A 22,891-nucleotide genomic window follows, 5' to 3' on the forward strand; every position below is an offset into this window, starting at 1 on the left:
CTGCGGAGGGTGCCGGTGCTGCGGATGGTGGCGGGGTACCTGGGCGGGGTGGGGGTGCGGCCGGAGCACGCGCCGGGGTTCGCCCGGCGGGAGCCGGGAGGGGCGGGTTAGCCGCAGGCGGCGCGGAGTCGCCCGGCCCCGGCGACCGGGGGCCGGGCGCCGCGTCTCACTCCGCCTCCCCGCCGCCCAGCCACTCCAGCGCCGCCGCCGTCATAGCCGTCACGCCGGTGGTGATGGCCGGTTCGGCGACGGGCGCGAAGCGGGGCGAGTGGTTGGAGGGGATGTCGCGGTGCAGGGTTCCCGCGGCCGCCGCGGCGGCGTACGTCTCGGGGTCGCAGCCTCCGAACAGCCAGTAGCAGAGCGGCGCCTTGGCCGCCGTGCCGAGGATCCCCACGTCCTCGCTGCCGGTGACAGGACCCGGGTCGATCACCTTGCCGTCGCCCAGGACCGTGCCGATCGCCGCCATGGTGCGGGCCACCGCCGCCTCCTCGTTGACGACCACCGGAAACGCGTCGAGCGCCGTGATCTCGGGCTCGCGCTCGGCGCCCGCCACCTGGGCCTCGCCGCGCACGATCCGCTCGATCGCGGCGAGGATCCTGGCCCGCACGTCCTCCGTGTACGTACGGATGTTCAGGCCCAGCTCGGCCTCGTCCGGGATGATGTTGCCCACCGTGCCCGCCCGCAGCGAGCCCACCGTGAGCACGGCCGTCTCCCCCGCCGGGACCTCACGGGAGACGACGGTCTGCAGCCGCATCACCGTCGCGGCGGCCATCACCACGGGGTCGACGGACGTCTCCGGCCGGGAGCCGTGCGCGCCCTTCCCATACATCACGATCTTGAGCGAGTCGGTGGCCGCGAACGCCGCTCCCGCGTGGCACGCGACCATGTCGGCGGGGAACGGCGCGACGTGCTGGCCGAGCACCACGTCGGGCGTCCCGAACCGCTCGAAGAGGCCGTCGTCGACCATGGCCTGCGCGCCCTGCCCCGCCTCCTCGGCCGGCTGGAACACGGCGACGATCCGCCCGCGCCAGCTGTCGCGCGCGTCCGCGAGCAGCTTCAGGGCGCCCAGCAGGCAGGTGACGTGCAGGTCGTGACCGCAGGCGTGCATGACGCCGTCGGTGCGGGAGGCGTAGGACAGGCCGGTGCGCTCGACGACGGGCAGCGCGTCGCAGTCGGCGCGCAGCAGCACGGTGGGGCCCTCGCCGTTGTCGAGGACGGCCACGACGCCGGTGCGGCCGACGCCGGGCGTGACGTCGTACCCGTACGCCTCGGCCCTGCGGACGATCTCGGCGGCCGTGCGGTGCTCGGCGAAGGACAGCTCCGGGTGGGCGTGCAGGTCCTGATAGAGGCCGGTGAGTTCGCCGAGGTCGGCGTCCAACCCGGCGAGGGCGGCGGCGACCGACGGGTCTGACGGGGACTGGCTGACGCCCATGGGGGCTCCTTCGGCAGGCGGTGCGGGCAATACGCGGTGGCCCGGGCGCCCCGCGCCACACACCCCACAAGATCTGCCCGCGCCCCTGGGGCACACACCTCTACTCCCGGTCCCGCCCGCCGAGCACCCCCGCGAGCCCCTGCACGACCTCCGCCGCCAGCACGGCCTGGCCCGACGCGGCGAAGTGGATGCCGTCCGCGCTCAGCAGGTCCGGGCGGGCGTTGACGGGGTGGTCCCACATGTCGACGAGTACGGCGTCGTGGTCCCGGGCCAGTCGGCGGACGACGGCGTTGAGCGTGCTCACCCGGTCCTCCCAGTCGGGGAAAGCCGGCACCACGAACGCCCTGCCGAGCGTGAACACGGTCAGCCGCGCGCCCGTGGCCGCCGCGGCCTCGAAGAGGCGGGCCAGCGACCGCTCGACGGCGGCGAAATCGGGCTCCCGCCGGAACAGGTCGTTCGCCCCGCACGGCACATGGAGCAGGTCCGGGCCGAACTCGGTCATCGCGTCGAGCTGTGTGGCGAGCGTCCGGTCGGTGGTGGCTCCGATCTCCCCGGTGTTGAGGTACGCGAGGCCGGGCTGGACGCGGCGCAGCACGTCCGCGACCCGGTCGGCCCAGCCCAGCGAGGTGTAGCCGGGGCTCGGATCGCCGACCCCGGCCGAGAGGCTGTCGCCGATCGCGGCGAAGCGACGCCAGGGTGCGCCGGCCAGGAGCCGGGCGGCGCGGGCGGGCGGGACGCAGTGAGGGTCGGTCTCCTCGGTGCGGCGGGGCGTGTGTGCGGGCTGGGCGTCAGGGTGCGCGAGGGGTGTCGTGGATGCCATGAACTAAACGTACGACCGTTCGTGCATTTAGAGAAGGCGTGGGAGGATGGCCGCATGAGCGAGGACACGGCGACGACACGCGCGGCCACGGCCGCGCCGACGGGCACAGCCCCGACGACGGGCACAGCGAGCACGACGACAACCGACCGGCGCCTCCTGCGCGGTGAGCGCACCCGCCGGACGATCGCCCGTCACGCCGTCGACATCGCCTCCCTGGAGGGCCTCAACGGCCTCAGCATCGGCCGCCTGGCCACCGACCTCGGACTGAGCAAGAGCGGTGTCGCGACGCTGTTCGGCACGAAGGAGAAGCTGCAGCTCGCGGCCGTGGCGATGGCACGTGAGGCGTTCTTGGACGCGGTGGTGCGGCCCGCGGCCGACGTGCCGCGCGGCGCCTCCCGGCTGCGCGCCCTGACGGAGCACTGGCTCCGCTACGCCGAGACCCCGCTGTTCACCGGCGGCTGCTTCTGGGCCGCGAACCTCCCGGATTTCGACAGCCGCCCCGGCCCCGTCCACGACGCGCTCTTCCACCAGCACCGCGACTGGGTGACTCTCCTTGCCGCCGAACTGCGGCACGCCGCCACCAGCGGCGAGGTCCCCGCCCTGGACGCGGAGCTGACGGCCTTCCAGATCGACGCGGTCTTCACGGCCACGAACACGGCACTGCGCCTGGGCGACGCCGAGGCGGCGGCGAGGGCGCGGCGCGTGGTCGACGGGTTCGTGCCCCCGGCCCGCTGACGCGAGGGCGGGTGCGAGTGCGAGTGCGAGAGCCCCGGCTCACCGGTCGCGGTGCGGCTACGCCCCGATCGCGTTCAGCGTGAACCTCTCCAGCTCATCTGCCGCCGCGTCCAGGTCGTGTTCCGGATGGGCCAGCCAGTGGCCGATGACGCCGTCGATGGCCCCGCCGATGGCGAGGGCGACGGTGACGGGGTCGAACGCCCGGAAGCGGCCCGCCTGTTGGCCCGCGGTCAGGAGGTCGGCCAGGGACTGCAGGCGCCCCGCGGTGTCGTGGCTGCCCGGGGTCTTCAGGCGGGTGCCGCCGTGGTCGTCCAGGAGCATCTCCGTGATGACACGGACGTGCCTGCGGTGCTCCTGCTGGTAGCCGATCATGGCGCGGACGTAGGCGATCACGGCGTCGCGCGGGTCCGGTGCGGCCGCGACGCGCTCGGCGACGTACGCGGTGAACTCGCCGAGGACGTGGTCCAGGGCCGCGCGGGTGAGGTTGTCCTTGGACGAGAAGTGGTAGAGGACGGCCGCCTTGGACAGGCCCGCCTGTTCCGCGATGGCGGACAGGGACGTCGCGGGGTAGCCCTTCGTGGAGATCAGGTCGATCGTGCACTCGACGAGCTGCCGGCGCCGGGCCTGTTCGGTGAAGGTCGGGGTGTCCGTTGCCTTTTCGCCGCGACCGCCGCGTCGGGAAGCCATGGTGAGCACCTCTCGTCTCCAACACTCACGCGTGGGGCCTTCCTCGCGCACCGAACGGTGTCCGACCGTACACCAGCGCGTTCCGCGCGGGTCCGGCGCTCACCCCTCCAGGACGGCCATGGCCGCGTTGTGTCCGGGGATGCCGCTGACGCCGCCCCCGCGCGGCGCGCCCGCGCCGCAGAGGTGGATGTTCGGGTGCCGCGTCTCCACGCCCCAACGGCCCGGCCCCTGCGGGGTGTTCTCGTCCGCGTACGGGAAGGACAGGTCGCCGTGGAAGATGTTGCCGCCGGGCAGGCGCAGGTCGCGCTCCAGGTCGAGCGGGGTCTTCGCCTCGACGCACGGCCGCCCGTCCGCGTCGGTGGCCAGGCAGTCGGCGATCGGCTCGGCCAGGTGCGCGTCCAGCTGGGCGAGCGCGGAGGCCATCAGCTCGGCGCGCACGGCGTCGTTGGTGGCGTCGTTGAAGAGCCGTGCGGGGGTGTGCAGGCCGAAGAGGGTCAGGGTGTGGCAGCCGCGGTCGACGAGGTCCTGGCCGAGGATCGTCGGGTCGGTCAGGGAGTGGCAGTAGATCTCGGACGGCGGGGCCGCGGGCAGCCCGCCCGCCGCCGCTTCCGCGTACGCCCGCGCCAGCTCCTCGTACCCCTCCGCGATGTGGAAGGTCCCCGCGAACGCCTCGCGCGGGTCGACGGCCGGGTCCCGCAGGGCGGGCAGCCGCTTCAGCAGCATGTTCACCTTGAGCTGGGCGCCCTCGGCCGGGGGCGGCGGCGCGTCGCCGGTCAGGGCGGCGAGTTCCTGGGGCGAGGCCCCCACCAGGACGTGCCGGGCCGCGACCGTGCCCTCGCCGTCCTCGGTGCGGTACGTCACCTCGGCGCGCCGCCCGTCGGTCTCGACGCGGGTCACCTCGTGGCCGGTGCGCAGTTCGGCGCCGGCCGCGCGGGCGGTGTCGGTGAGGGCGCGGGTCAGGGCGCCCATGCCGCCGACGGGGACGTTCCAGTCTCCGGTGCCGCCGCCGATCACGTGGTAGAGGAAGCAGCGGTTCTGCCGCAGTGACGGGTCGTGGGCGTCGCTGAACGTGCCGATCAGCGCGTCCGTGAGGACCACGCCGCGCACCAGGTCGTCCGCGAACCGCGACTCCACGGCCTTGCCGATGGGCTCCTCGAAGAGCGCCCGCCACGCGGTGTCGTCGTCGACGCGGCGGCGCAGTTCCGCCTTGTCCGGCAGGGGTTCGGTGAGCGTGGGGAACACCCTCGCCGCCACCTGGGCCGTGAGGGCGTAGAAGTCCCGCCACGCCTCGTACTCGCGGTCGTCGCCGGTGAGCCGCGCGAACGACTCGCGCGTGCGGGCCTCGCCGCCGCCCACCAGGAGGCCGGTGGGCTGCCCGTCGCGGACCGTCGGGGTGTACGACGACACCGTGCGCGTACGGACCCGGAAGTCCAGGTCCAGATCCCGCACGATCTTCTTCGGCAGGAGGCTCACCAGGTACGAGTAGCGGGAGAGGTCGGCGTCCATGCCGGGGAACGGGCGCGTCGAGACCGTGGCTCCGCCGGGCTCCTTCAGCCGCTCCAGGAGCAGCACCGTCCGCCCTGCCCGGGCCAGGTAGGCGGCGGCCACCAGGGCGTTGTGGCCGCCGCCGACCACCACCGCGTCGTAGCTGGATCGCATGATCCTTGGTAGCACGGAATCGCGCGGACGTGCGGGCGCGCGGATGGATTTCCGGATCCCCCAGGCTCCGTTGAGTACACGTACTCATGCCCGCCGCCCGGCCCCCGCCGCACGATGCCCGCATGGCAAAGAATCTCGTCGACCCCGCACGCCCCATCAAGGCGAGGACCGTGGCGGCGGCAGGTGTGGGGGTCGCCGCGGCGATGGCGGGCATCGTGGGCGCCGGGCTGTGGTTCGAGGGAGTCTGGGCGGGCGAGCCGTATCCGGTGGCCGATCCTGCGGCCACGTCCCGCAGCCTCGACGAGCGTACGCAGACGGTGTACGACGCCCTCGCCCTGCCGGACGCCCGGCTCGACACCGAGCGGTCCGGGGTGGGGGCGGAGGCCGAAGGCTACGGCTGCAACCGCCGGGGCGTGCGCCACTGGGCCGACGGGTTCAGCGGATCGCCGCCCAGCGAGCCGGGCGTCGTCAACGTCAGTTACGACTGGACGCTGCGGGGCGTGCCCCGCGCCCGGGCGGTGGCCGCCCTGAAGCACGCGAAGAAGGAACTCACCCGGGAGGGCTGGAAGGTCGCCTCGCACGACAACGACCGGTTCTGGCTCCGGCTGAAGATGGTGCCGCCGGGAGGCGACGCGTCGGTGTCCGTCACGTCCTACCCCGCCGGCCGGCTGGAGATCGCCGGATACGCCGACTGCGCCCGGTACCCCGAGGGCACCCCGCTCGACGAATGGGGCGACCCGGAGCTGGCCGAGATGCGAGCCCCCGTCCAGCTCCGGGACTGAGAGCCTGTCTTTGAGACGAGCGCGGGCCGCGCCTCAGTGTGCCCCGGCCGCCCGCTGCTGCCGCAGCGCCGCCACCCTGCGGTACAGCTCCACCGCTTCCGTCCCCCGGCCCAGCTGTTCCAGGCAGTGGGCCTCGTCGTTGCGGCTGGCGAGGGTGTCGGGGTGGTCGGGGCCGAGGACCTGTTCGCGGGCGGAGGCGACGCGACGGTACTCGGTGAGGGCGTCGGGCCAGCGGCCGAGCCAGCCGAGGCCGACGGCGACCTCGCGGCGGCTGACCAGGGTGTCGGGGTGGTCGCCGCCCAGGACGCGTTCGCGGATCGCGCATACGTCGCGGGCCTCGACGAGGGCCTCCTCCCAGCGGCCGAGGCGGCCCAGGTTCACGCCGAGGCCGTGGCGGGCGCGCAGGGTCTCGGGGTCGGCGGGGCCGTTGACGCGGGTGCGGTCGTCGATGAGGGCGCGGTAGAGCTCCAGGGCCTCGGCGCTGCGGCCGAGGCGGCCGAGGCTGATGCCGACCTCGTAGCGCGCGGCGAGGGTGTCGGGGTGGTCGGCTCCGAGCGCCCTGGTCCGGGCGTCGGCCACCTCGCGGTAGGTCGCAAGGGCCTCCGGCCAGCGCCCCAACTGACCTAGTGCGTACGCGACTTCGTACCAGGTGACCAGCGTGTCGGGATGCGTGGGGCCGAGGACGCGGGCGCGGGCGGCGGCGACTTCGCGGGCCAGGCGGTAGGAGTCCTCGAGGCGGCCGAGCCGGCTGAGGTTGAAGGCCAGGTTGTGGCGGCAGCGCAGGGTGTCGGGGTGGTCCGGCCCCGCGGCCCGCTCCCGCACCGCGAGCACCTGCGTGTACACCTGGTGCGCCTCGAAGTGCCGCCCGAGCTGGCCGAGGACGTACGCCATCTCCTGGCGCGCCGCGAGCGTCTCCAAGTGCTCGGCGCCCAGGGTGCGTTCGCGGCCCTCGGCGACGCGGCCGTACTCGCGCAGCGCGTCCGCGGGCCGGCCGGTGCGGCTGAGCGTGAAGCCCACCTCGTACCGGCTGGCGAGGGTGTCGGGGTGGTCGGGGCCGAGCACGTGCTCGCGCTCGGCGGCGACCGCGCGGTGCACCTCCCCCGCCTCCGCCCAGCGGCCGAGACGGCCGAGGCTCAGGCCCGCGTTGTGGCGGCTGACCAGGGCGGCGACCACGGACGGCGGGGGCGCGGGCCGCTCCGGGGCGGGCGGCGGCACGACCGTGTGGCGGCCGGTGGCGCGCGGGATCCACTCGCCGGTGAGGCCCGCCGCGGCGTCCGGAGAGATGGAGAGCACACGTCTGAACTCCAGTCACCGATGTATGGTCGGACGCCGGCGGCCGACGCCGGGCGGACGGCGCGGGCTCGGGGCGGCGCAGTGGCGCCGAGACGACGGTCGGCACATAGGCGGCGGTCGCGCTGCGGCCCGCGACGATGCGGCGGCCCAGCTCCCGGGCGTCGGGCGGCCGTTCGTCCGGCTGCTTGGCGAGCAGGTCGAGGACGATCCGGTCGAAGTAGGCGGGCAGCTCGCCGCGGCGGCGGCGCGGCGGCTCGGGCGGCGTGTCGCGGTGCCCGACGAGCACCGCCCAGGCATCCTCCAGGTCGAACGGCGGCGCCCCGGTGGCAAGTTCGTACAGCACGCAGCCGAACGAGTACAGGTCGCTGCGCTGGTCGACCTCGGCGCCGCTGATCTGCTCGGGCGACATGTAGTGCGGGGTGCCCATGGCGATGCCGGTGCCGGTGAGACGGGAGGTGAAGCCGATGTCGTGGCCGAGCCGGGCGATCCCGAAGTCGCAGATCTTCACCGTGCCGTCGCCGAGCCGCATGATGTTGGCGGGCTTCAGGTCCCGGTGCACGATGCCCTGTTCATGGGTGTACGCGAGTGCGGAGGCGACCTGGTCGGCGATGTCCACGACGTCGGTGACGGGCAGCGGGAGCTGCCTGTTGTCCTCCAGGAGCTGGCTGAGGTTGCAGCCCTGCAGGAGCTCCATCACCAGGAACAGCACGCCGTCGTGCTCGCCGAAGTCGTGCACGACGGTGACCCCGCGGTGCTGGAGCGCCGCCGCGACCCGCGCCTCGCGCCGGAACCGCTCCCGCAGGACCCGGGTGAACGACTGGTCGTGCTGCGGCCCGAGCGGCTTGAGGCACTTGACGGCGACCTTGCGGCCGAGGGATTCGTCGTGCGCCCGCCACACCTCGCCCATGCCGCCGCGACCGATCAGGTCGAGCAGTCGATACCGGCCCTGGATCAGCCTGGTGTCCGCCATCGCGTGCCGTCGCCCCCGTTGCCTCGCTGCGCCCTCCCCGGCCCGTCCAGTATGGCGTCCCGCCTGTCGACTTTGTACGGGACTTTGCGCGGGTCGGGGCGGCTGCCGGGGCCGAGGCGGGCCATGGCGCGCAGGATGTGCTTCGGCGGGAGTTGCCAGCGGACACGCGAGGGGACGCGGCGCAGCAGGGTGCCCGTGGTGACCAGGCGGCGGGTGACCGTCCGGGGCGCCGGGGCGGGCCTGCCGTACAGCTCGTGGGCGTAACGCGGCAGCGACCCGTACGCGAGGTTGGCGACGCGCCGCCACAGCAGGTCGCGCGCCGGGACGAACAGGGCGCGGGTGGGCGGCCGTTGCAGGAACGCGTCGACGGCGCGCGCCTCCGGCCCGACGGCGAGTTCGGGCCGCACCTTCTCGAAGTAGGCGGCGAGTTCACTCGTGGACGCCGGTACGTCGCCGGGGTCGAGCCCCACCAGGCGGGCGCTCTCGCGGTGTTCGGCGACGTACTGATCGGCGGCCGCGTCGCTCAGCCGGAAGCCCGAGCGGCGCACCACGTGGAGATAGGAGTCGATCTCCGCGCAGTGCACCCACAGGAGCAGCTCCGGCTCGTCGACGCCGTAGCGCTCCCCCGTGTCCGGGTCGGTGGCCGACAGCATCGTGTGGATCTTACGGACCCGGGCGCCCGCCTTCTCCGCGGCCTCGGTGGTGCCGTACGTCGTCGTCCCCACGAAGTGCGCCGTACGCATCAGGCGGCCCCAGGCGTCCTTGCGAAAGTCCGAGTTCTGCATGACGCCCCGCACGGCGCGCGGGTGCAGCGCCTGGAAGTACAACGCCCGTACTCCCGCGACCCACATCATGGGATCCCCGTGCATCTGCCAGGTCACCGACGAGGGCCCGAAGAGCCCGGCGTCCGCCTCACGCATGCCGCCACCTCCTTACCGCAGGTTACGCACACTTAGGAGGTGCGGGGAGGGCCGGAATCAGATGGGCAGGGCGTCGACCGTGGGGACGACGGTGCCGAACAGGTCGGTGATGGCGGTCAGGGCCGCGGTGTGGAGGGCGGTGGCGGGCAGGACCGTGCCGTCGGGGGTGGTGAGGGCCCGGGTGGCGGTGGCCTCGGCGACGACGGTGGGGCGGTAGCCGAGGTTGAAGGCGCCCTGGGCCGTGTAGTTGACGCACATGTGCGTCATGAACCCGGCGAGGACCAGGTCCTTGCCGCTGCCGGGGGCGACGCCCAGGTCGGTCAGGGTCTTCTCCAGTTCCGTGGCGTGGAAGGAGTTGGGGAACTGCTTGACCACGACCGCCTCGCCGTCCGCCGGGGCGACTTCGTCGCTGAGGGCGCCGATGTGGGCGCGGATGTCGTAGGGGGTGTCCACACCGCCGTCGTTGAGGACGTGCACGACCGGGGTGCCCGCGGCGCGGGCGCGCTCCAGGAGGCGGGCGCCCGCCGCGAGTGCCTCCTCGGCGCCCTCCAGGGCCATGACGCCCGTGCGGTAGGTGTTCTGGAAGTCGATCAGGATCAGGACGGAGTCGCTCAGCTTGGGCGGCCGGTTGTCCAGGCCGATGACGTCCCGGAGGGTGGTGGAGGGCTGGTTCGCGCTCATGGGGTGCCTTTCGTCGGGTAAATGGGGTGAATGGGGGTAACTAGTGCGAATGGGGAGGAAATTGGGGCATGGCAGAGCTGTTCGCCTTGCCTGCGTGCGGGGGGGGACTGGAGTGGGTGAGGGCGGTCAGAGGGTCCGCGTGCGGAAGCGGCGGCGGTAGGCGCCGGGCGTCGTCGCGAGCTGCCGCTTGAACGACCGGTGCAGGGTCTCCGCCGAGCCGAGCCCGGCCGCGGCCGCGACCTGGTCGAGCGGAACGTCGGTGGTCTCCAGGAGGCGCCGGGCCACCTCGACCCGGGCGGCTTCGACGTAGGCGGCGGGACCGGCGCCGGTCTCCTGTTTGAAGACGCGCGCGAAATGCCGCTCGCTCAGGCACATCCGTGCCGCGAGCACCTCCGCGGACAGGTCCTCGTCGGGGTGGTCGGCGATCCACAGCCGCAGCTCGTCGATGTCGCGCCGGGCGGACGGGGGCCGGCTGAGGGGCACGGAGAACTGGCTCTGCCCGCCCTGCCGTTTCAGGTACATCACCAGGTCCCGGGCCACCGCGAGCGCCACCTCCTCGCCCAGGTCCTCGGCCACCAGGGCGAGCGCGAGATCCAGGCAGGCGCTGATCCCGGCGCCGGTCCACACCCGGCCGCGGTCGGTGCGGACGAAGATGGGATCCGGATCGACGGTGACCGCCGGATGCTCGGCGGCGAGCTGGGCGGCGGTCGACCAGTGCGTGGTCGCCGTCAGCCCGTCCAGGAGCCCGGCCGCCGCCAGCACGTGCGCGCCCACGCACACCGAGGCCACGCGCCGGGCGTGCGGGGCGGTCCGCTTCACCCACGCCACGACGTCGGGGTCGATCCGGGCCCGGGGGCCGTCGTCGGTCAGGTCGACCGCGCCGGGCACCAGCAGGGTGTCCACGTGCCCGCCGACCTCGTCGAAGGCCAGGTCGGCGAGCAGCCTTACCCCCGCCGACGTCCGCACCTCGCCGGCGGCGGGACCGGCGAGGCGGACCTGGTACCGGGCGCGGCCCGCGGCCTGCCGGTCGGCCAGCGCGAAGACCTCGGCGGGGCCGGTGACGTCGAGGAGGTCGACATCGGGGAAGACCGCGATGACGACCCGGTGCGGAAGGGGCATGCCTTCATCCTCGGCGCAGTCGCCGATGGCCGCAATGACGACCGACTGTCACATTCGGACATGGTGCCGGTGCGACAGCTCACCGGAGGGCATGAAATCCACCCGGTCGCAACCTTCCCGAAGTCATGAAATCCCTCGTCTCGCAAATTCACCAGAGGGCACGAAATTGTTCGGTCCGCAAATCCGGCAGAGGGCATAAAGTGCGTGCGGCCGCAACAGTATTGGCAAGAAACTCCAAGCTTGACGGCGTCGTGGAGTTTGCTTATGGTCCCAGTCGTTCAGGTTCCCGCCGATCGATATCCGAAGGTGTTCATGACCGCGCCTCCAACGTTGCCGAAGTTCAGGCAGCAATTGATTCTTGCCGTTCTTATGCTGTGTTCGCTGCTGATTTGGCTGGACAATACCGTCCTGAGTACCACGCTGGAGACCCTTGCAGACCCGACCCGTGGACTGGGGGCCGATCCCGGTCAGCTGCAATGGGCGACCGGTTCGTACACTCTGGCCTTCGCCACCTTGATGTTCACCGCAGGCGCATTGGGCGATCGGTTCGGTCACCGGACTGTGTTCACCAGTGGGCTGGTGATTTTCGCCGGGTCCTCGCTGTGGGCGGCGTACGCAAACGACGCGGTCCAGCTGATCGCGGCTCGAGCCGTGATGGGGGTGGGCAGCGCGCTGATCACGCCCGCCATGATGGCCATCCTCATGTGGACCTTTACCGGCCCCGCGCGGGCTGCCGCGATCGGTATTTTCTCGGCGTCGGCCGGTGTCGGGATGGCCGCCGGTCCGGTCCTTGCGGGGTTCCTGCTCGATCATTTCTGGTGGGGCTCGGTCTTTCTGATCAATGTCCCGGTCGCGGCACTGGCGCTGGTCGGGCTCGCCGTGCTGGTTCCGAATTTCCGCAGCCCCACTCCCCGACCGCTGGACCCCGCCGGAATGCTGCTGTCGATCAGCGGGCTCGTGGCGTTGGCCTACGGGCTGATCCGGGCGGGGCAGGTGGCGGCGTGGAGTCGTACCGACGTCTGGGCGCCGATCGTTGCCGGTCTGATTCTGCTGGCCGTTTTCGTACTCGTCGAACTGCGCGTCAAGGTGCCCAGCTTTGATCCGCGACTGTTCGCGCAACGCACATTCGGTGGCGGCAATGTGGCGCTCGGACTGCTGCTCTTCGGGGTGGCCACCATCACCTTCTACAACGCGTTCTACCTGCAAGGCGCGCTCGGGTTCTCGCCGATGAAGGCGGGTTTGGCCAATATCCCGACCGCATTCGGCGCGCTCGCTGGCGCGCCCCTTGCCTCGCGCCTGGTGCGCCGCCTGTCTCTACGCCTCGTCACCGTGCCGGCGCTGACCATTGCTGCGCTGACCATGGGCGGATACGGATTCCTCGGACTCCACACGCCACTCGTCTGGATCGAGACCCTGTTGCTGATACAGGGTCTCTCCATCGGCATGGTGATCGGCCCCGTTACGGCCGCATTGATCAGCGACCTTCCGTTGGAACAGGCCGGTGCGGGATCGGCCGTCACCAACACCGTGCGACAGACCGGCAGCGTGATCGGCATCGCGGTAGGCGGCACGATCATGTCGATCGAGTACCGACGCGCGATCGAACCCTCGCTGGAGGGTGCGCCCGGCCCGGTGCAGGATCAGGCGCGAGTCTCCGCCGAACAGGCCCGCCACGTCGCCACCGCTGTCCACCGGCCCACTCTTGCTCAGGCTGCTGATGACGCGTTTGTCCATGCCATGCACGTCGGCGCGGGCTGGATCGCGGTCATCGCACTCCTCGGAGCGGCTGTGCTGCTGATTACCTTGCCTGCCGCCGGAGACAAGAAGAGTCCGATACCGGAGCCGGACCACGAAGAGGCCCGCACCTCCGTCTGAGCAGCCTGGTCGCCGGGCCGTCAGCGGCGCACCCGCGGCATCCCGAGGCCGATCCACGAGATGATCTCGCGCTGGATCTCGTTGTTGCCGCCGCCGAAGGTGAAGATGACCGCCGAGCGGTAGCCGCGTTCCAGCTCGCCGTGGAGGACCGCGCCCGTCGAGCCCTCCTTCAACGCGCCCGCGGAGCCGACGACTTCCATGAGCCAGGCGTATGCCTCGCGGCGGGCCTCGGAGCCGTAGACCTTAACGGCGGACGCGTCCTGCGGGGTGAGGGTGCCGTCCTGGACGGCGTTCACCATCTGCCAGTTGAGGAGCTTCATCGCGTCGAGCTTCGTATGGGTCTGCGCGAGGCGGCGGCGCACCCAGGGCAGGTCGATGACGCGGCGGCCGTCGGCGAGCTTGGTGTCGGCGGCCCAGCGCTGCACGTCGTGCAGGGCACGGATGGCCATGGTGCCGTGGGCGGCGAGGGTGACACGTTCGTGGTTCAGCTGGTTGGTGATCAGGCGCCAGCCCTTGTTCTCCTCGCCTACGCGGCGGCCGGCGGGCACGCGGATGTTCTCGTAGTAGCTGGCCGTGGTGTCGTGCGAGGCGAGGGTGTTGATGACGGTGCAGGAGTAGCCGGGGTCGGACGTCGGTACGAGCAGCATGGTGATGCCCTTGTGCGGCGGGGCGTCCGGGTCGGTGCGCACCGCCAGCCACACCCAGTCCGCGGTGTCGCCGTTGGTCGTCCAGATCTTCTGCCCGTTCACCGTGTAGTGGCCGGTGCTCTCGTCGCCCTCGCGCACGGCCCGCGTCTTGAGCGCGGCCAGGTCGGTGCCCGCGTCGGGCTCGCTGTAGCCGATCGCGAAGTCGATCTCGCCGGAGAGGACGCGGGGCAGGAAGTACGCCTTCTGCTCGTCGGTGCCGTACCGCATGAGTGTCGGACCGACGGTGTTGAGGGCCATCAACGGCAGCGGCACGCCCGCCTGGGCGGCCTCGTCGAAGAAGATGAACTGCTCCATGGGCGTGAGCCCGCGGCCGCCGTACTCCTCGGGCCAGCCGACGCCGAGCCAGCCGTCGGCTCCCAGGCGGCGGATCGTCTCGCGGTAGAACCGCTTCTGCGCGGCGGGCTCGGCGTAGCGGGTGTGCGCGTGGCCGGGCACCAGCTCGGCGAAGTACGTGCGCAGTTCGGCGCGCAACCGCTGCTGCTCGGGCGTGTATTCGAGGTGCACGGCCTCTCCTGTCGTCCCTGCGCCCGTCCGTGCCGTGGCGCTGCGGCTTGACGGCGCACACAGTAGAACGCGTTCCAGTAGGGCGGAAGGGTGACGGCGCGTCAGGTCGGGTTTCACCCGCGCCCCTTGAAAAGCTGAGGCATGACGAACCATCAGCCCGCGGCGGGGGCGGGCACCGAGACCCCCGGGCCGGGCGTCGGCAACCGGCACCCCCTCGCCCTGGTCCTGTTCACGCTCACCGTGGTCAGCGGTGTCGTGGACGCCGTCACCTTCCTCGCGCTCGACCGGGTCTTCGCGGCGAACATGACCGGCAACGTCGTCGTCATCGGTTTCGCCGCCGCGGGGGCGCCGGGGTTCTCCGTCACCGGGTCACTGGTGTCGCTCGGCGCGTTCCTCGTCGGCGCGGCCCTGGCGGGGCGGCTGGCCCGGGCGTTCCGGGGGCGGCGCCGGGCGTCGTGGGTGCGGGCCGCGCTGTGCGGCGAGGCGGCACTCCTTGGCGTCGCGAGCGCGCTGGCGTTCGCGGGTGCCGCGGATGCGACGTACGTCCTGGTCGGGCTGCTCGCGCTGGCGATGGGGCTGCGCAACGGCACCGTACTGAAGCTGAACGTGCCGGACCTGACGACGACCGTTCTCACGCGCACGCTGACCGGGCTCGCCACCGAGTCGCGGCTCGCGGGCGGCGGGGACGTCCGGGCGGCGCGTCGCCTCCTCGCCGCCCTCGCGATGCTCGCGGGAGCACTGCCCGGCGCGTGGCTGGTTCTCCATCACGGCATCGGCTGGCCGCTGCTCGCGAGCACGGCGGCCGTGGCGGTTGCGGCCTGCGTGTATCGCGAGAGGCCGGAGACGCCTCCTGGGGCACCCGGCTCGTGATCCGACGGGAATCGCTTCCGGACATGCTCCTGGCTTAGACATTGTCTCGGTTTGGTCACGGTCCTCAGAGGGCTGAACAGGGCTGAGCGCGGCGCTCGTACTCACGCCTCGAAGGCACAGGAAAAGCCGAGAGATCGAGCGACACCGAGCGATCCGATTCCGAGGAGACTTCTCATGCTCAGCAAGAAGACCAAGCCGGCCATGCTCTTCACGTCCTTCGCGGCCGCGGGCACCCTGCTCCTGACCGCGTGCGGCGGCGGTGACGACGGCGGCGACGCGAAGGGCGCGGGCAAGGCGGCGGACAGGGCGGGGGCCAACGCCCCGGCCGCCGACGGCCAGGCAGGCGGCGGCAGCGGCACGATGAACCTCTCCCTGCCCGCGGGCACGGCCGAGCAGAACAACGCGCGGCGGGGGACCGGCGATTGGGCCAACCCTCCGGGCAAACCCGCCACCAAGCCCGTGCAGCGCAAGTGGGTCCAGCTCTCGGCCGGTAGCGCGGGCAACCTCGCCCCGGTCGTGGTGAACGGCGCCGGCTTCACCCTCTACCGCTTCGACAAGGACACCGCACAGCCCTCCGAGTCGAACTGCGCCGGCGCCTGCGCCACCACCTGGCCCCCCGTCCTGGTGGACCCGGGCGGCAAGATCTTCGTGGACGGCGTACGGCCGTCCGACGTCGGCGTCATCAAGCGGGACGACGGCACGCGCCAGGTGACGATCGGCGGCTGGCCGGTGTACCGCTTCAGCAAGGACCTCAAGCCCGGTGACACCAACGGCCATGGCGTGGGCGGCACTTGGTTCGGCGTGACCCCGAACGGCCAGAAGTCCGGGCAGCCCGCCGGGGGCGACGGCACCCAGGCCGGCGACGGCGCCGGGCAGGACGAGGCGGGTCGGGCCGCGCCCGCGACCAGCGCGATCCTCTTCGACAACGCCGACTTCGCCGACCCGGCGCAGGGCGTGGCGGGCGAGGGCTGCCAGAACGTGGCCCGCCCGAAGGTCGCGTCCTCCCTCTCGGCGGCCGGCTCGCTGAAGCTCTGGTCGCGCCCCGACTGCAAGGGCGAGTCCAAGGTGGTCAACGGCGACGTCGCCGACCTGCGCACCATCGACTTCGACGACAAGGTCAGCTCGATCGCCTTCGGCTGACCCGGCCCTCGCCCGCCCTTCAGACCGCGTCCCACACCCGGGCCACGTGCCCGTCGGGACGGATCAGCGCCGAGCCCACCCCCGCCCAGTCGGGGTGCGGCTCGGCCAGCGGCCCCTCGTGGACGACGACGTCCGGCGAGGGGCCTTCGGCGTGCCCGGTGCCGGTGAGGTCGAGCAGCACATGCCGGCCCGCGCGCAGCAGCGCGAACAGGGCGGTGCCGTCGGCCAGTTGGAGGTTCGGGGCACGGCGCCCGGTGAGCGGGTGGGCGTCATCCACGGCCGCGTACGCCACCGACAGGCCCGAGAGCGACTCGGCGAGCCGCCGCGAGAACTCCGGCACGGCGGCGATGGCGCCGCTGAGGACCTGGCGCAGGGCGAGTCCGTCGCCGGAGTACGCCGTCATCAGCGCGGTCTGGGCGCGGGTGCTCGCGATCAACTCGGCCCCGACCGGGTGCCGTTCGCGGTGGTAGCTGTCGAGCAGTTCGCCGGGGGCGTCGCCGCGCACCACCGCGGCCAGCTTCCAGCCGAGGTTGGCGGCGTCCTGCACCCCGACGTTGAGGCCGACCCCGCCCGCGGGGAAGTGCATGTGCGCGGCGTCGCCCGCGAGCAGCACCCGGCCCTTGCGGTACGTCTCCGCCTGGCGCGCCGCGTTGCCGAACCGCGAGAGCCACCGCGGGTCGCGCATGCCGAAGTCATCGCCGGTGATGCGCACGACCTTCGCGCGCAGCTCCTCGAAGGTCAACTCGCCCGGCCAGTCCTGCTGTTTGTCTTCCGGCATGTGGCCGACGAAGCGGTGTACGCCGCCGGGCAGCGGCACGCACATCAGGCCGCCGCGCGGCGTGCCGACGCTGAACTGGGTCCGGTCGGGCGGCGTGTCCAGGACGACGTCACCCAGCCAGCCCCACACGGTGGCCTCGCTGCCGGGGAAGCCGATGCCCGCCGCCTCGCGCACGGTGCTGCGGGTGCCGTCGCAGCCGACGACGTACGCCGCCTCCACCTCGTACGCACCCTCCGGTCCCGCCACTTCCGCGCGCACGCCGGACGGGTGCTCGGCCAGGCCCGTCAGCCGGTGGCCGCGCCGGATGTCGGCGCCCGCGCCGCGTGCGTGTTCCTCCAGGAGCGCCTCGGTGCGGGCCTGGGGCAGGGCGAGCGTGAAGGGGTAGGGGGTGTCGAGGACGGCGAAGTCGAGCCGGTCGTCCAGGGAAGCGAAATGCCCGGTGGGCAGCCGCAGGCCCTCGGCGAGGAACGGCTCGACGACGCCCCGGCTGTCCAGGACCTCCAGGGTGCGGGGGTGCACGGTGAGCGCCTTGGAGTGCGGGGACGGCGCGGTGCGCGGCTCCAGGACGGTCACCCGGGCTCCGCCCAGGCGCAGTTCGGCGGCCAGCCACAGGCCGACCGGGCCCGCTCCCGCTATGAGGACGTGTCGGTTCTGGTCCATGTGCACGGGGTCTTCCTTCCGACGCCATTGCCGATCCAGACTTCTTGGTCACTGACCAAGTATCGTGGGCGCAAGTAGACTAGGTCAGTGACCAAAAAGCAAGCGGCCCCCGGCCGTACGGAGAGCGGCCACCGCGCGGGGCTGACCCCCGGGGCCGTGGCCCGCGCCGCGCTCGGCTTGCTCGCCGACAAGGGCGCCGACGGCGTGTCCGTGCGCGGCACGGCGGAGCGCCTGGGCGTGCGGATGAACACCGTGCTGTGGCACGCCAAGACGAAGACCCGGCTGCTCGAACTGATGGCGGACGCGATCGTCGCCGAGATCTCCCTCGACGGGCTGCCTGACGAGGGGTGGGCGCGGGCCCGCGAACTCATGCGCCGCTACCGCCGCGCCCTGCTCGCGCACCGGGACGGCGCGCGCATCGTGGCGGGCACCTACGCCGCCGAGACCGCCACGCTGCGCTTCGGCGAGGCACTCACGACGGCACTCCTGGAGGGCCCGGCGGGCGAACGCGAGGCGGCGTGGACGGCCTGGAGCCTGCAGTACTTCGTCCTGGGCCTGACCCAGGAGGAGCAGTCGCTGCCCGCGGCAGGGGACCGGCGTTTCACCCAGGCCCTGGCGGCGGGTGACTACCCGTCACTCCGCCGCCTGGCCCCGCACTTCGGCGACGCGTCCTTCGACGGCCGCTTCGAACACGGCCTCGACCTGCTCCTCGGTCCCGGTGGTGCCTAGGCGTCGTCCGCCGCCGCCCGCACCACCGCCACGTCGATCTTCTGCATCTTGAGCATCGCCTCCATGGCCCGCTGCGCGCGCCCCGCGTCCGGGTCCTGGAGCAGTCGGATCAGCTCGGCGGGGACGACCTGCCAGGACAGGCCGTACTTGTCCTTCAGCCACCCGCACTGGCTCTCCTGGCCGCCGTCGGCGGTGAGCTTGGTCCAGTAGTAGTCGGTCTCTTCCTGGTCGGCGCAGTCGATCGAGAGGGAGACGGCCTCGCTGAAGGTGAACTCGGGGCCGCCGTTGAGCCCCAGATACGGCTGGCCGTCCAGTTCGAACTCCACGGTCAGCACACTGCCGGCGCGATCGGGTCCAGTGCCCTCGCCGTAGTTCGTCACCTTCGTGATCTTCGAGTTGGGGAACACGGAAACGTAGAACTCCGCGGCCTCCTGGGCCTGGGTGTCGAACCAGAGGTTGGGGGTGATCCTGGGCATGGCGGTCTCCTGTCTCGGTGGCGGCAACGCGCCGCGTCATTCGCTGCCTGTACTGACCGTCCTGCGACACGGAACTCATCGCCACCGGAGGCACGGATGCGCGGAACTTCCCGGTCTTCCCGCCGCGCGGCGGGAAGACCGCGCCTTCCCGCCGCGCGGCGGGAAGACCGCGCGCTCAGTCGTGCGGCACCACCGCGATCGGGCACGTCACGTGGTGCATCGCCGAGTGCGCGGTGCGGCCCAGGTGCGACCCTGCCGCCCTGCGCCGCCCGATGACCAGGAGCGACGCCCCGCAGGCGGCCTTCAGGAGCTGATGGCCCGCGCGCCCGAAGGAGACCTGTTCGACGACGCGGACCTGCGGGTACGTGCGCCGCCACGGCTCCAGGACGGCGCTCAGGGCCTGCCGGTTGTCCCGCTCCAGGCCGGTCAGGTCCGCGGGGAGCACCCGCCCGGGCGCGTACGCGTCGAGCGGCGCCATCGTCCAGGCGTGCACGACGTGCAGCGGCGCCTCGCGCACGGACGCCGCGTCGAAGGCGTACGCGGTCAACGCGTCGCCGGGCCGGGACGGGTCGAGGCCGAGGACGACCGGGCGGTAGGGCGTGCCGCGCGAGGGCGCGCCGCCCTCGCCGGGGGTGTGCGCGTCCTCCGGGCGCTCCCCCGCGCGCACAAGGACCACCGGACGCTCGGCGCGGGCGGTCACGGCCGCGGCGACCGAGCCGACCAGGAATCCGGGGAGGCCGGAGAGCCCGCGTGAGCCGAGGACCAGCGTCTCGGCCTCGGCGGACGCGGCGAGCAGGGCCGCGACCGTGGACCCGGCGGGCTGCTGGGCGTGGATCTCCAGGGCGGGGTGGACGTAGGAGAGGGTGATCGCGGCCCGGTCGAGCAGGCAGCGGGCGCGCTCCGTGGCGGCGGGCAGCCTGCGCACGCGCGTGGAGTGCGCGGGGGCGGCGCCCGCGTGCAGCAGACGCAGGGGCACGCCGTGCCGCAGGGCCTCGCGTGCGGCCCAGTCCGCCGCGTCCAGGCTCGCGTAGGAGCCGTCGATGCCGGCGGTGACGACGCGGGTGGAGTCCGGCCGGGTGGTACGGGAGCGGGTGTGCGGATGGGTGCGGGGGTGGGTCGTCGAGCGGTGGTGATTCATGGCGTGCCCCAGCGGTGGGTGGTCGGTCGGGTGCGGGTCGGCCGGTCGCGGCGGGGACCGTCCGGATCCGGATCAGTACCGCGCGGATCCGGATCAGTAGGGCCACGACCAGTCCGCGACCTCGGGCAGGTCGGTGCCGTGCTCGCGGATCCAGGCGTGGTGACGGGTGCGGTGGTCGGCCATGAGCTGGCGCAGGGCCGTGGCGCGGACGGACAGGTCGGGGACGCGGTCGATGACGTCCATGACCAGGCGGTAGCGGTCGAGATCGTTGCGTACGACCATGTCGAAGGGCGTGGTGGTCGTGCCCGCCTCCTTGTAGCCGCGTACATGGAGATGGGCGTGGCCGGCGCGGCGGTAGGCGAGGCGGTGGATCAGCCACGGATAGCCGTGATAGGCGAAGATCACCGGCTTGTCGCGGGTGAACAGCGCGTCGTACTCGAAGTCGGCCATGCCGTGCGGGTGTTCCTCGCGCGGCAGCATCCGGGCGATGTCGACGACGTTGACGACCCGCACGGTCAGTTCGGGCAGGTGCTCGCGCAACAGGGCCGCGGCGGCGAGGACTTCCTGGGTGGGCACGTCGCCCGCGCAGGCGAGCACCACGTCCGGGTCGCGAAGCCCGTCGTCGGTGCCCGCCCACTCCCACACGCCCGCGCCGCGCGCGCAGTGGGCGCGGGCCTGCTCCAGGGTCAGCCAGTCGAAGCAGGGCTGCTTGCCGGCGACGATCACGTTCACGTAGTCCCGGCTGAGCAGGGCGTGTTCGGCGACGGACAGCAGGGTGTTGGCGTCCGGCGGCAGATAGACGCGTACGGCTTCGGGGCTCTTGTTGAGGACGTGGTCGACGAAGCCGGGGTCCTGGTGCGAGAAGCCGTTGTGGTCCTGGCGCCACACGTGCGACGTCAGCAGGTAGTTGAGCGAGGGGACGGGCGCGCGCCAGGGCAGCGCCCGGGAGGTCTTCAGCCACTTGATGTGCTGGTTGACCATGGAGTCCACGATGTGCACGAACGCTTCGTACGAGGAGAACAGGCCGTGGCGGCCGGTGAGGAGGTAGCCCTCCAGCCAGCCCTGACAGAGGTGTTCGGACAGCACCTCCATGACGCGGCCGTCGGGGGCGAGGTGTTCGTCGGTGGGCAGGGTCTCGGCCTGCCATGCCTTGCCGGTCGCGGTGTACAGGGCGCCGAGCCGGTTGGACTCCGTCTCGTCGGCGCCCATGACCCGGAAGTCGCGCCGTTCGGCGGTGTCGGCCATGACCTTGGCGAGCATCTTGCCGAGCACCCGGGTCGGCTCGTGCAGGGCCGTGCCGGGCTTGTCGACGGCGACCGCGAAGTTCTCCAGGGGACGCAGCGGCAGGGTGCGGGTGAGCAGGCCGCCGTTGGCGTGCGGTGTCGCGCCCAGGCGCCGGTCGCCCTCGGGCACGCAGGACAGCACCTCGGGGGTGGGGCGGCCGTCGGCGTCGAACAGTTCCTCGGGGCGGTAGGAGCGCAGCCAGTCCTCCAGTTGGCGCAGGTGCTCGGGGTTGTCGCGCACGCCCGCGAGCGGCACCTGGTGGGCGCGCCAGGTGCCCTCGACCGGATCGCCGTCCACGCTCTTGGGCCCGGTCCAGCCCTTGGGCGTGCGCAGCACGATCACCGGCCAGGCCGGCCTGGCTCCCCGGGTGCCGGAGGACCGCGCCTCCCGCTGCACCTCGGTGATGCGGTCGACGGCCCGGTCCAGGGCGGCGGCGAGGTCGCGGTGGACCGCCCGCGGATCGTCGCCCGACACGTGCAGGGGCTCGTGGCCGTACCCGCGCAGCAGGGCGTCGAGTTCGCTCTCGGGGATGCGGGACAGCAGGGTCGGGTTGGCGATCTTGTAGCCGTTGAGGTGCAGGATCGGCAGGACCGCGCCGTCGTGCACGGGGTCGAGGAACTTCCCCGAGTGCCAGGATGCGGCCAGCGGCCCGGTCTCCGCCTCGCCGTCGCCGATCACGCAGGCCACCAGCAGGTCCGGGTTGTCGAAGGCGGCGCCGTAGGCGTGCGCGAGGGAGTAGCCGAGTTCGCCGCCCTCGTGGATGGAGCCGGGCGTCTCGGGCGCGACGTGGCTCGGTACGCCACCCGGGAAGGAGAACTGCCGGAACAGCCGCGCCATGCCTTCCGCGTCCCGGGTGACGTCCGGGTACGTCTCCGTGTAACTGCCTTCGATCCAGGAGTTGGCGAGGACGGCGGGACCCCCGTGGCCGGGGCCCCAGACGCACAGGGCCTCCAGGTCCCTTTCCTTGATGAGGCGGTTGAGGTGCGTGTGGACCAGGTTGAGGCCCGGTGAGGTGCCCCAGTGGCCGAGGAGGCGGGGCTTGATGTGCTCGGGTCGCAGGGGCTCGGTCAGGAGCGGGTTGGCGAGCAGATAGATCTGGCCCGCGGCGAGGTAGTTGGCGGCGCGCCAGTGGGCGTCCAGGGCGGTGTGGTGGTCCTTGGCCATCGAAACCTCGTTTTCTGACCGGTTGTCGGTCCGGTGGGTGGCCGGGTTCCACATGCGGCGCGGTTCAGACGGGGCGCGTGAGGGTCCGGGAGGGCGTGCGTGCGACGCGGGGCGCTCGACTCGCACCCCTTTGTTCCCTTCACTCCCCTTCGTACCTCTGTGGTGTCCGGCACGGCCAGTCGCCCTGGTACGTCCGGGGCGCCGGTGTTCGCGCGGGTGCGTCAGGCACGGGGCACCACTGCGACGGGGCAGGCGGCATGGTGCAGGACGGCGTGGTTCACCCGGCCGAGCTGGAGGCCGGTGTGGCCGGTGCGGCGGCGGGCGCCGACCACGAGCAGGTCGGCGGTGGCCGAGGCGTCCAGCAGGGCGGCGCGGGCCTGGCCCTCGACGGCCTCGCGGCGCACGTCGACGGCGCCGTGGGCGCGTACGGCCGCGTGCAGGGCCGCGTCCAGTTCCTGTTCGTGGCGG

The 22,891-nt window shown here is 72.7% G+C and carries 19 protein-coding genes; 6 read left to right on the plus strand and 13 right to left on the minus strand.

The window, feature by feature from the left end; translation table 11 throughout:
• Positions 1-166: 166 nt before the first annotated feature.
• Entirely contained in the window at positions 167-1,432 is a 1,266-nt protein-coding gene (locus STRAU_RS19985) for an amidohydrolase (RefSeq protein WP_016642185.1), read from the minus strand.
• Between the two features lie 100 nt (positions 1,433-1,532).
• Complete coding sequence (locus STRAU_RS19990) at positions 1,533-2,252, minus strand: SGNH/GDSL hydrolase family protein (protein WP_016642186.1); 720 nt, start codon at positions 2,250-2,252, stop codon at positions 1,533-1,535.
• 54 nt (positions 2,253-2,306) lie between these two features.
• On the opposite strand from STRAU_RS19990, the gene STRAU_RS19995 reads away from it, so the two are divergent.
• Positions 2,307-2,987 (plus strand): TetR/AcrR family transcriptional regulator, encoded by a 681-nt coding sequence (locus STRAU_RS19995; RefSeq protein WP_016642187.1) that lies wholly within the window; start codon positions 2,307-2,309, stop codon positions 2,985-2,987.
• 57 nt (positions 2,988-3,044) lie between these two features.
• On the opposite strand, the gene STRAU_RS20000 is transcribed toward STRAU_RS19995, so the two are convergent.
• Together STRAU_RS20000 and STRAU_RS20005 are read right to left on the minus strand one after the other, a co-directional pair.
• A complete protein-coding gene (locus tag STRAU_RS20000; protein WP_037660643.1) occupies positions 3,045-3,674 on the minus strand; it encodes a TetR/AcrR family transcriptional regulator in 630 nt (209 codons plus the stop codon).
• A 99-nt stretch (positions 3,675-3,773) separates the two neighbouring features.
• The gene (locus STRAU_RS20005; RefSeq protein WP_016642189.1) at positions 3,774-5,333 is read right to left on the minus strand and encodes a phytoene desaturase family protein; all 1,560 of its coding nucleotides are present in this window, start codon (positions 5,331-5,333) and stop codon (positions 3,774-3,776) included.
• Between the two features lie 122 nt (positions 5,334-5,455).
• Between STRAU_RS20005 and STRAU_RS20010 the strand changes: the two genes are divergently transcribed.
• Positions 5,456-6,115 (plus strand): hypothetical protein, encoded by a 660-nt coding sequence (locus STRAU_RS20010; protein ID WP_037660625.1) that lies wholly within the window; start codon positions 5,456-5,458, stop codon positions 6,113-6,115.
• A gap of 2,244 nt (positions 6,116-8,359) precedes the next feature.
• On the opposite strand, the gene STRAU_RS20020 is transcribed toward STRAU_RS20010, so the two are convergent.
• The 3 genes from STRAU_RS20020 to STRAU_RS20030 form a co-directional block, all read right to left on the minus strand.
• Complete coding sequence (locus STRAU_RS20020; RefSeq protein ID WP_016642192.1) at positions 8,360-9,298, minus strand: oxygenase MpaB family protein; 939 nt, start codon at positions 9,296-9,298, stop codon at positions 8,360-8,362.
• A gap of 57 nt (positions 9,299-9,355) precedes the next feature.
• A complete protein-coding gene (locus STRAU_RS20025; RefSeq protein ID WP_016642193.1) occupies positions 9,356-9,979 on the minus strand; it encodes a cysteine hydrolase family protein in 624 nt (207 codons plus the stop codon).
• 126 nt (positions 9,980-10,105) lie between these two features.
• Positions 10,106-11,098: a GlxA family transcriptional regulator gene (locus STRAU_RS20030; RefSeq protein WP_016642194.1), complete on the minus strand. Its 993-nt coding sequence runs from the start codon at positions 11,096-11,098 to the stop codon at positions 10,106-10,108.
• A 312-nt stretch (positions 11,099-11,410) separates the two neighbouring features.
• Between STRAU_RS20030 and STRAU_RS20035 the strand changes: the two genes are divergently transcribed.
• Entirely contained in the window at positions 11,411-12,973 is a 1,563-nt protein-coding gene (locus STRAU_RS20035; RefSeq protein ID WP_037660645.1) for an MFS transporter, read from the plus strand.
• 20 nt (positions 12,974-12,993) lie between these two features.
• On the opposite strand, the gene STRAU_RS20040 is transcribed toward STRAU_RS20035, so the two are convergent.
• Positions 12,994-14,184, minus strand: coding sequence for an acyl-CoA dehydrogenase family protein (locus STRAU_RS20040; RefSeq protein WP_016642196.1), 1,191 nt, complete (start codon positions 14,182-14,184; stop codon positions 12,994-12,996).
• Between the two features lie 141 nt (positions 14,185-14,325).
• On the opposite strand from STRAU_RS20040, the gene STRAU_RS20045 reads away from it, so the two are divergent.
• Both STRAU_RS20045 and STRAU_RS20050 read left to right on the plus strand, forming a co-directional pair.
• Positions 14,326-15,054: a YoaK family protein gene (locus STRAU_RS20045; RefSeq protein WP_016642197.1), complete on the plus strand. Its 729-nt coding sequence runs from the start codon at positions 14,326-14,328 to the stop codon at positions 15,052-15,054.
• Between the two features lie 174 nt (positions 15,055-15,228).
• Positions 15,229-16,194, plus strand: coding sequence for a hypothetical protein (locus tag STRAU_RS20050; RefSeq protein ID WP_016642198.1), 966 nt, complete (start codon positions 15,229-15,231; stop codon positions 16,192-16,194).
• Positions 16,195-16,213: 19 nt separating this feature from the next.
• On the opposite strand, the gene STRAU_RS20055 is transcribed toward STRAU_RS20050, so the two are convergent.
• On the minus strand, positions 16,214-17,632 hold the full coding sequence (locus STRAU_RS20055) for an FAD-dependent monooxygenase (RefSeq protein WP_037660628.1): 1,419 nt from the start codon (positions 17,630-17,632) through the stop codon (positions 16,214-16,216).
• 87 nt (positions 17,633-17,719) lie between these two features.
• On the opposite strand from STRAU_RS20055, the gene STRAU_RS20060 reads away from it, so the two are divergent.
• A complete protein-coding gene (locus STRAU_RS20060; protein ID WP_016642200.1) occupies positions 17,720-18,361 on the plus strand; it encodes a TetR/AcrR family transcriptional regulator C-terminal domain-containing protein in 642 nt (213 codons plus the stop codon).
• On the opposite strand, the gene STRAU_RS20065 is transcribed toward STRAU_RS20060, so the two are convergent.
• From STRAU_RS20065 to STRAU_RS20080, 4 genes are all read right to left on the minus strand, one after another.
• Positions 18,358-18,837: a VOC family protein gene (locus STRAU_RS20065; RefSeq protein ID WP_016642201.1), complete on the minus strand. Its 480-nt coding sequence runs from the start codon at positions 18,835-18,837 to the stop codon at positions 18,358-18,360. The genes STRAU_RS20060 and STRAU_RS20065 overlap by 4 nt on opposite strands.
• A gap of 175 nt (positions 18,838-19,012) precedes the next feature.
• Positions 19,013-19,975, minus strand: coding sequence for a universal stress protein (locus STRAU_RS20070; protein WP_016642202.1), 963 nt, complete (start codon positions 19,973-19,975; stop codon positions 19,013-19,015).
• A 93-nt stretch (positions 19,976-20,068) separates the two neighbouring features.
• Positions 20,069-22,477, minus strand: a complete 2,409-nt coding sequence (locus STRAU_RS20075; RefSeq protein WP_016642203.1) for a phosphoketolase family protein — start codon at positions 22,475-22,477, stop codon at positions 20,069-20,071.
• Between the two features lie 167 nt (positions 22,478-22,644).
• The coding region (locus STRAU_RS20080) for a universal stress protein (protein ID WP_037660633.1) at positions 22,645-22,891 on the minus strand (247 nt) is incomplete at its 5' end.

This window comes from Streptomyces aurantiacus JA 4570 (assembly GCF_000414115.1).
Taxonomy (GTDB): Bacteria; Actinomycetota; Actinomycetes; order Streptomycetales; family Streptomycetaceae; genus Streptomyces; species Streptomyces aurantiacus_A.

Bases quoted from the DNA above. Each gene is read 5' to 3' on its own strand.
- STRAU_RS20000 (WP_037660643.1), bottom strand. From the start codon at position 3,674: ATGGCTTCCCGACGCGGCGGTCGCGGCGAAAAGGCAACGGACACCCCG.
- STRAU_RS20035 (WP_037660645.1), top strand. From the start codon at position 11,411: ATGACCGCGCCTCCAACGTTGCCGAAGTTCAGGCAGCAATTGATTCTT.
- STRAU_RS20010 (WP_037660625.1), top strand. From the start codon at position 5,456: ATGGCAAAGAATCTCGTCGACCCCGCACGCCCCATCAAGGCGAGGACC.
- STRAU_RS20055 (WP_037660628.1), bottom strand. From the start codon at position 17,632: ATGGACCAGAACCGACACGTCCTCATAGCGGGAGCGGGCCCGGTCGGC.
- STRAU_RS20065 (WP_016642201.1), bottom strand. From the start codon at position 18,837: ATGCCCAGGATCACCCCCAACCTCTGGTTCGACACCCAGGCCCAGGAG.
- STRAU_RS20030 (WP_016642194.1), bottom strand. From the start codon at position 11,098: ATGCCCCTTCCGCACCGGGTCGTCATCGCGGTCTTCCCCGATGTCGAC.
- STRAU_RS20050 (WP_016642198.1), top strand. From the start codon at position 15,229: ATGCTCAGCAAGAAGACCAAGCCGGCCATGCTCTTCACGTCCTTCGCG.
- STRAU_RS20045 (WP_016642197.1), top strand. From the start codon at position 14,326: ATGACGAACCATCAGCCCGCGGCGGGGGCGGGCACCGAGACCCCCGGG.
- STRAU_RS19995 (WP_016642187.1), top strand. From the start codon at position 2,307: ATGAGCGAGGACACGGCGACGACACGCGCGGCCACGGCCGCGCCGACG.
- STRAU_RS20070 (WP_016642202.1), bottom strand. From the start codon at position 19,975: ATGAATCACCACCGCTCGACGACCCACCCCCGCACCCATCCGCACACC.
- STRAU_RS19985 (WP_016642185.1), bottom strand. From the start codon at position 1,432: ATGGGCGTCAGCCAGTCCCCGTCAGACCCGTCGGTCGCCGCCGCCCTC.
- STRAU_RS20020 (WP_016642192.1), bottom strand. From the start codon at position 9,298: ATGCGTGAGGCGGACGCCGGGCTCTTCGGGCCCTCGTCGGTGACCTGG.
- STRAU_RS20005 (WP_016642189.1), bottom strand. From the start codon at position 5,333: ATGCGATCCAGCTACGACGCGGTGGTGGTCGGCGGCGGCCACAACGCC.
- STRAU_RS19990 (WP_016642186.1), bottom strand. From the start codon at position 2,252: ATGGCATCCACGACACCCCTCGCGCACCCTGACGCCCAGCCCGCACAC.
- STRAU_RS20025 (WP_016642193.1), bottom strand. From the start codon at position 9,979: ATGAGCGCGAACCAGCCCTCCACCACCCTCCGGGACGTCATCGGCCTG.
- STRAU_RS20075 (WP_016642203.1), bottom strand. From the start codon at position 22,477: ATGTGGAACCCGGCCACCCACCGGACCGACAACCGGTCAGAAAACGAG.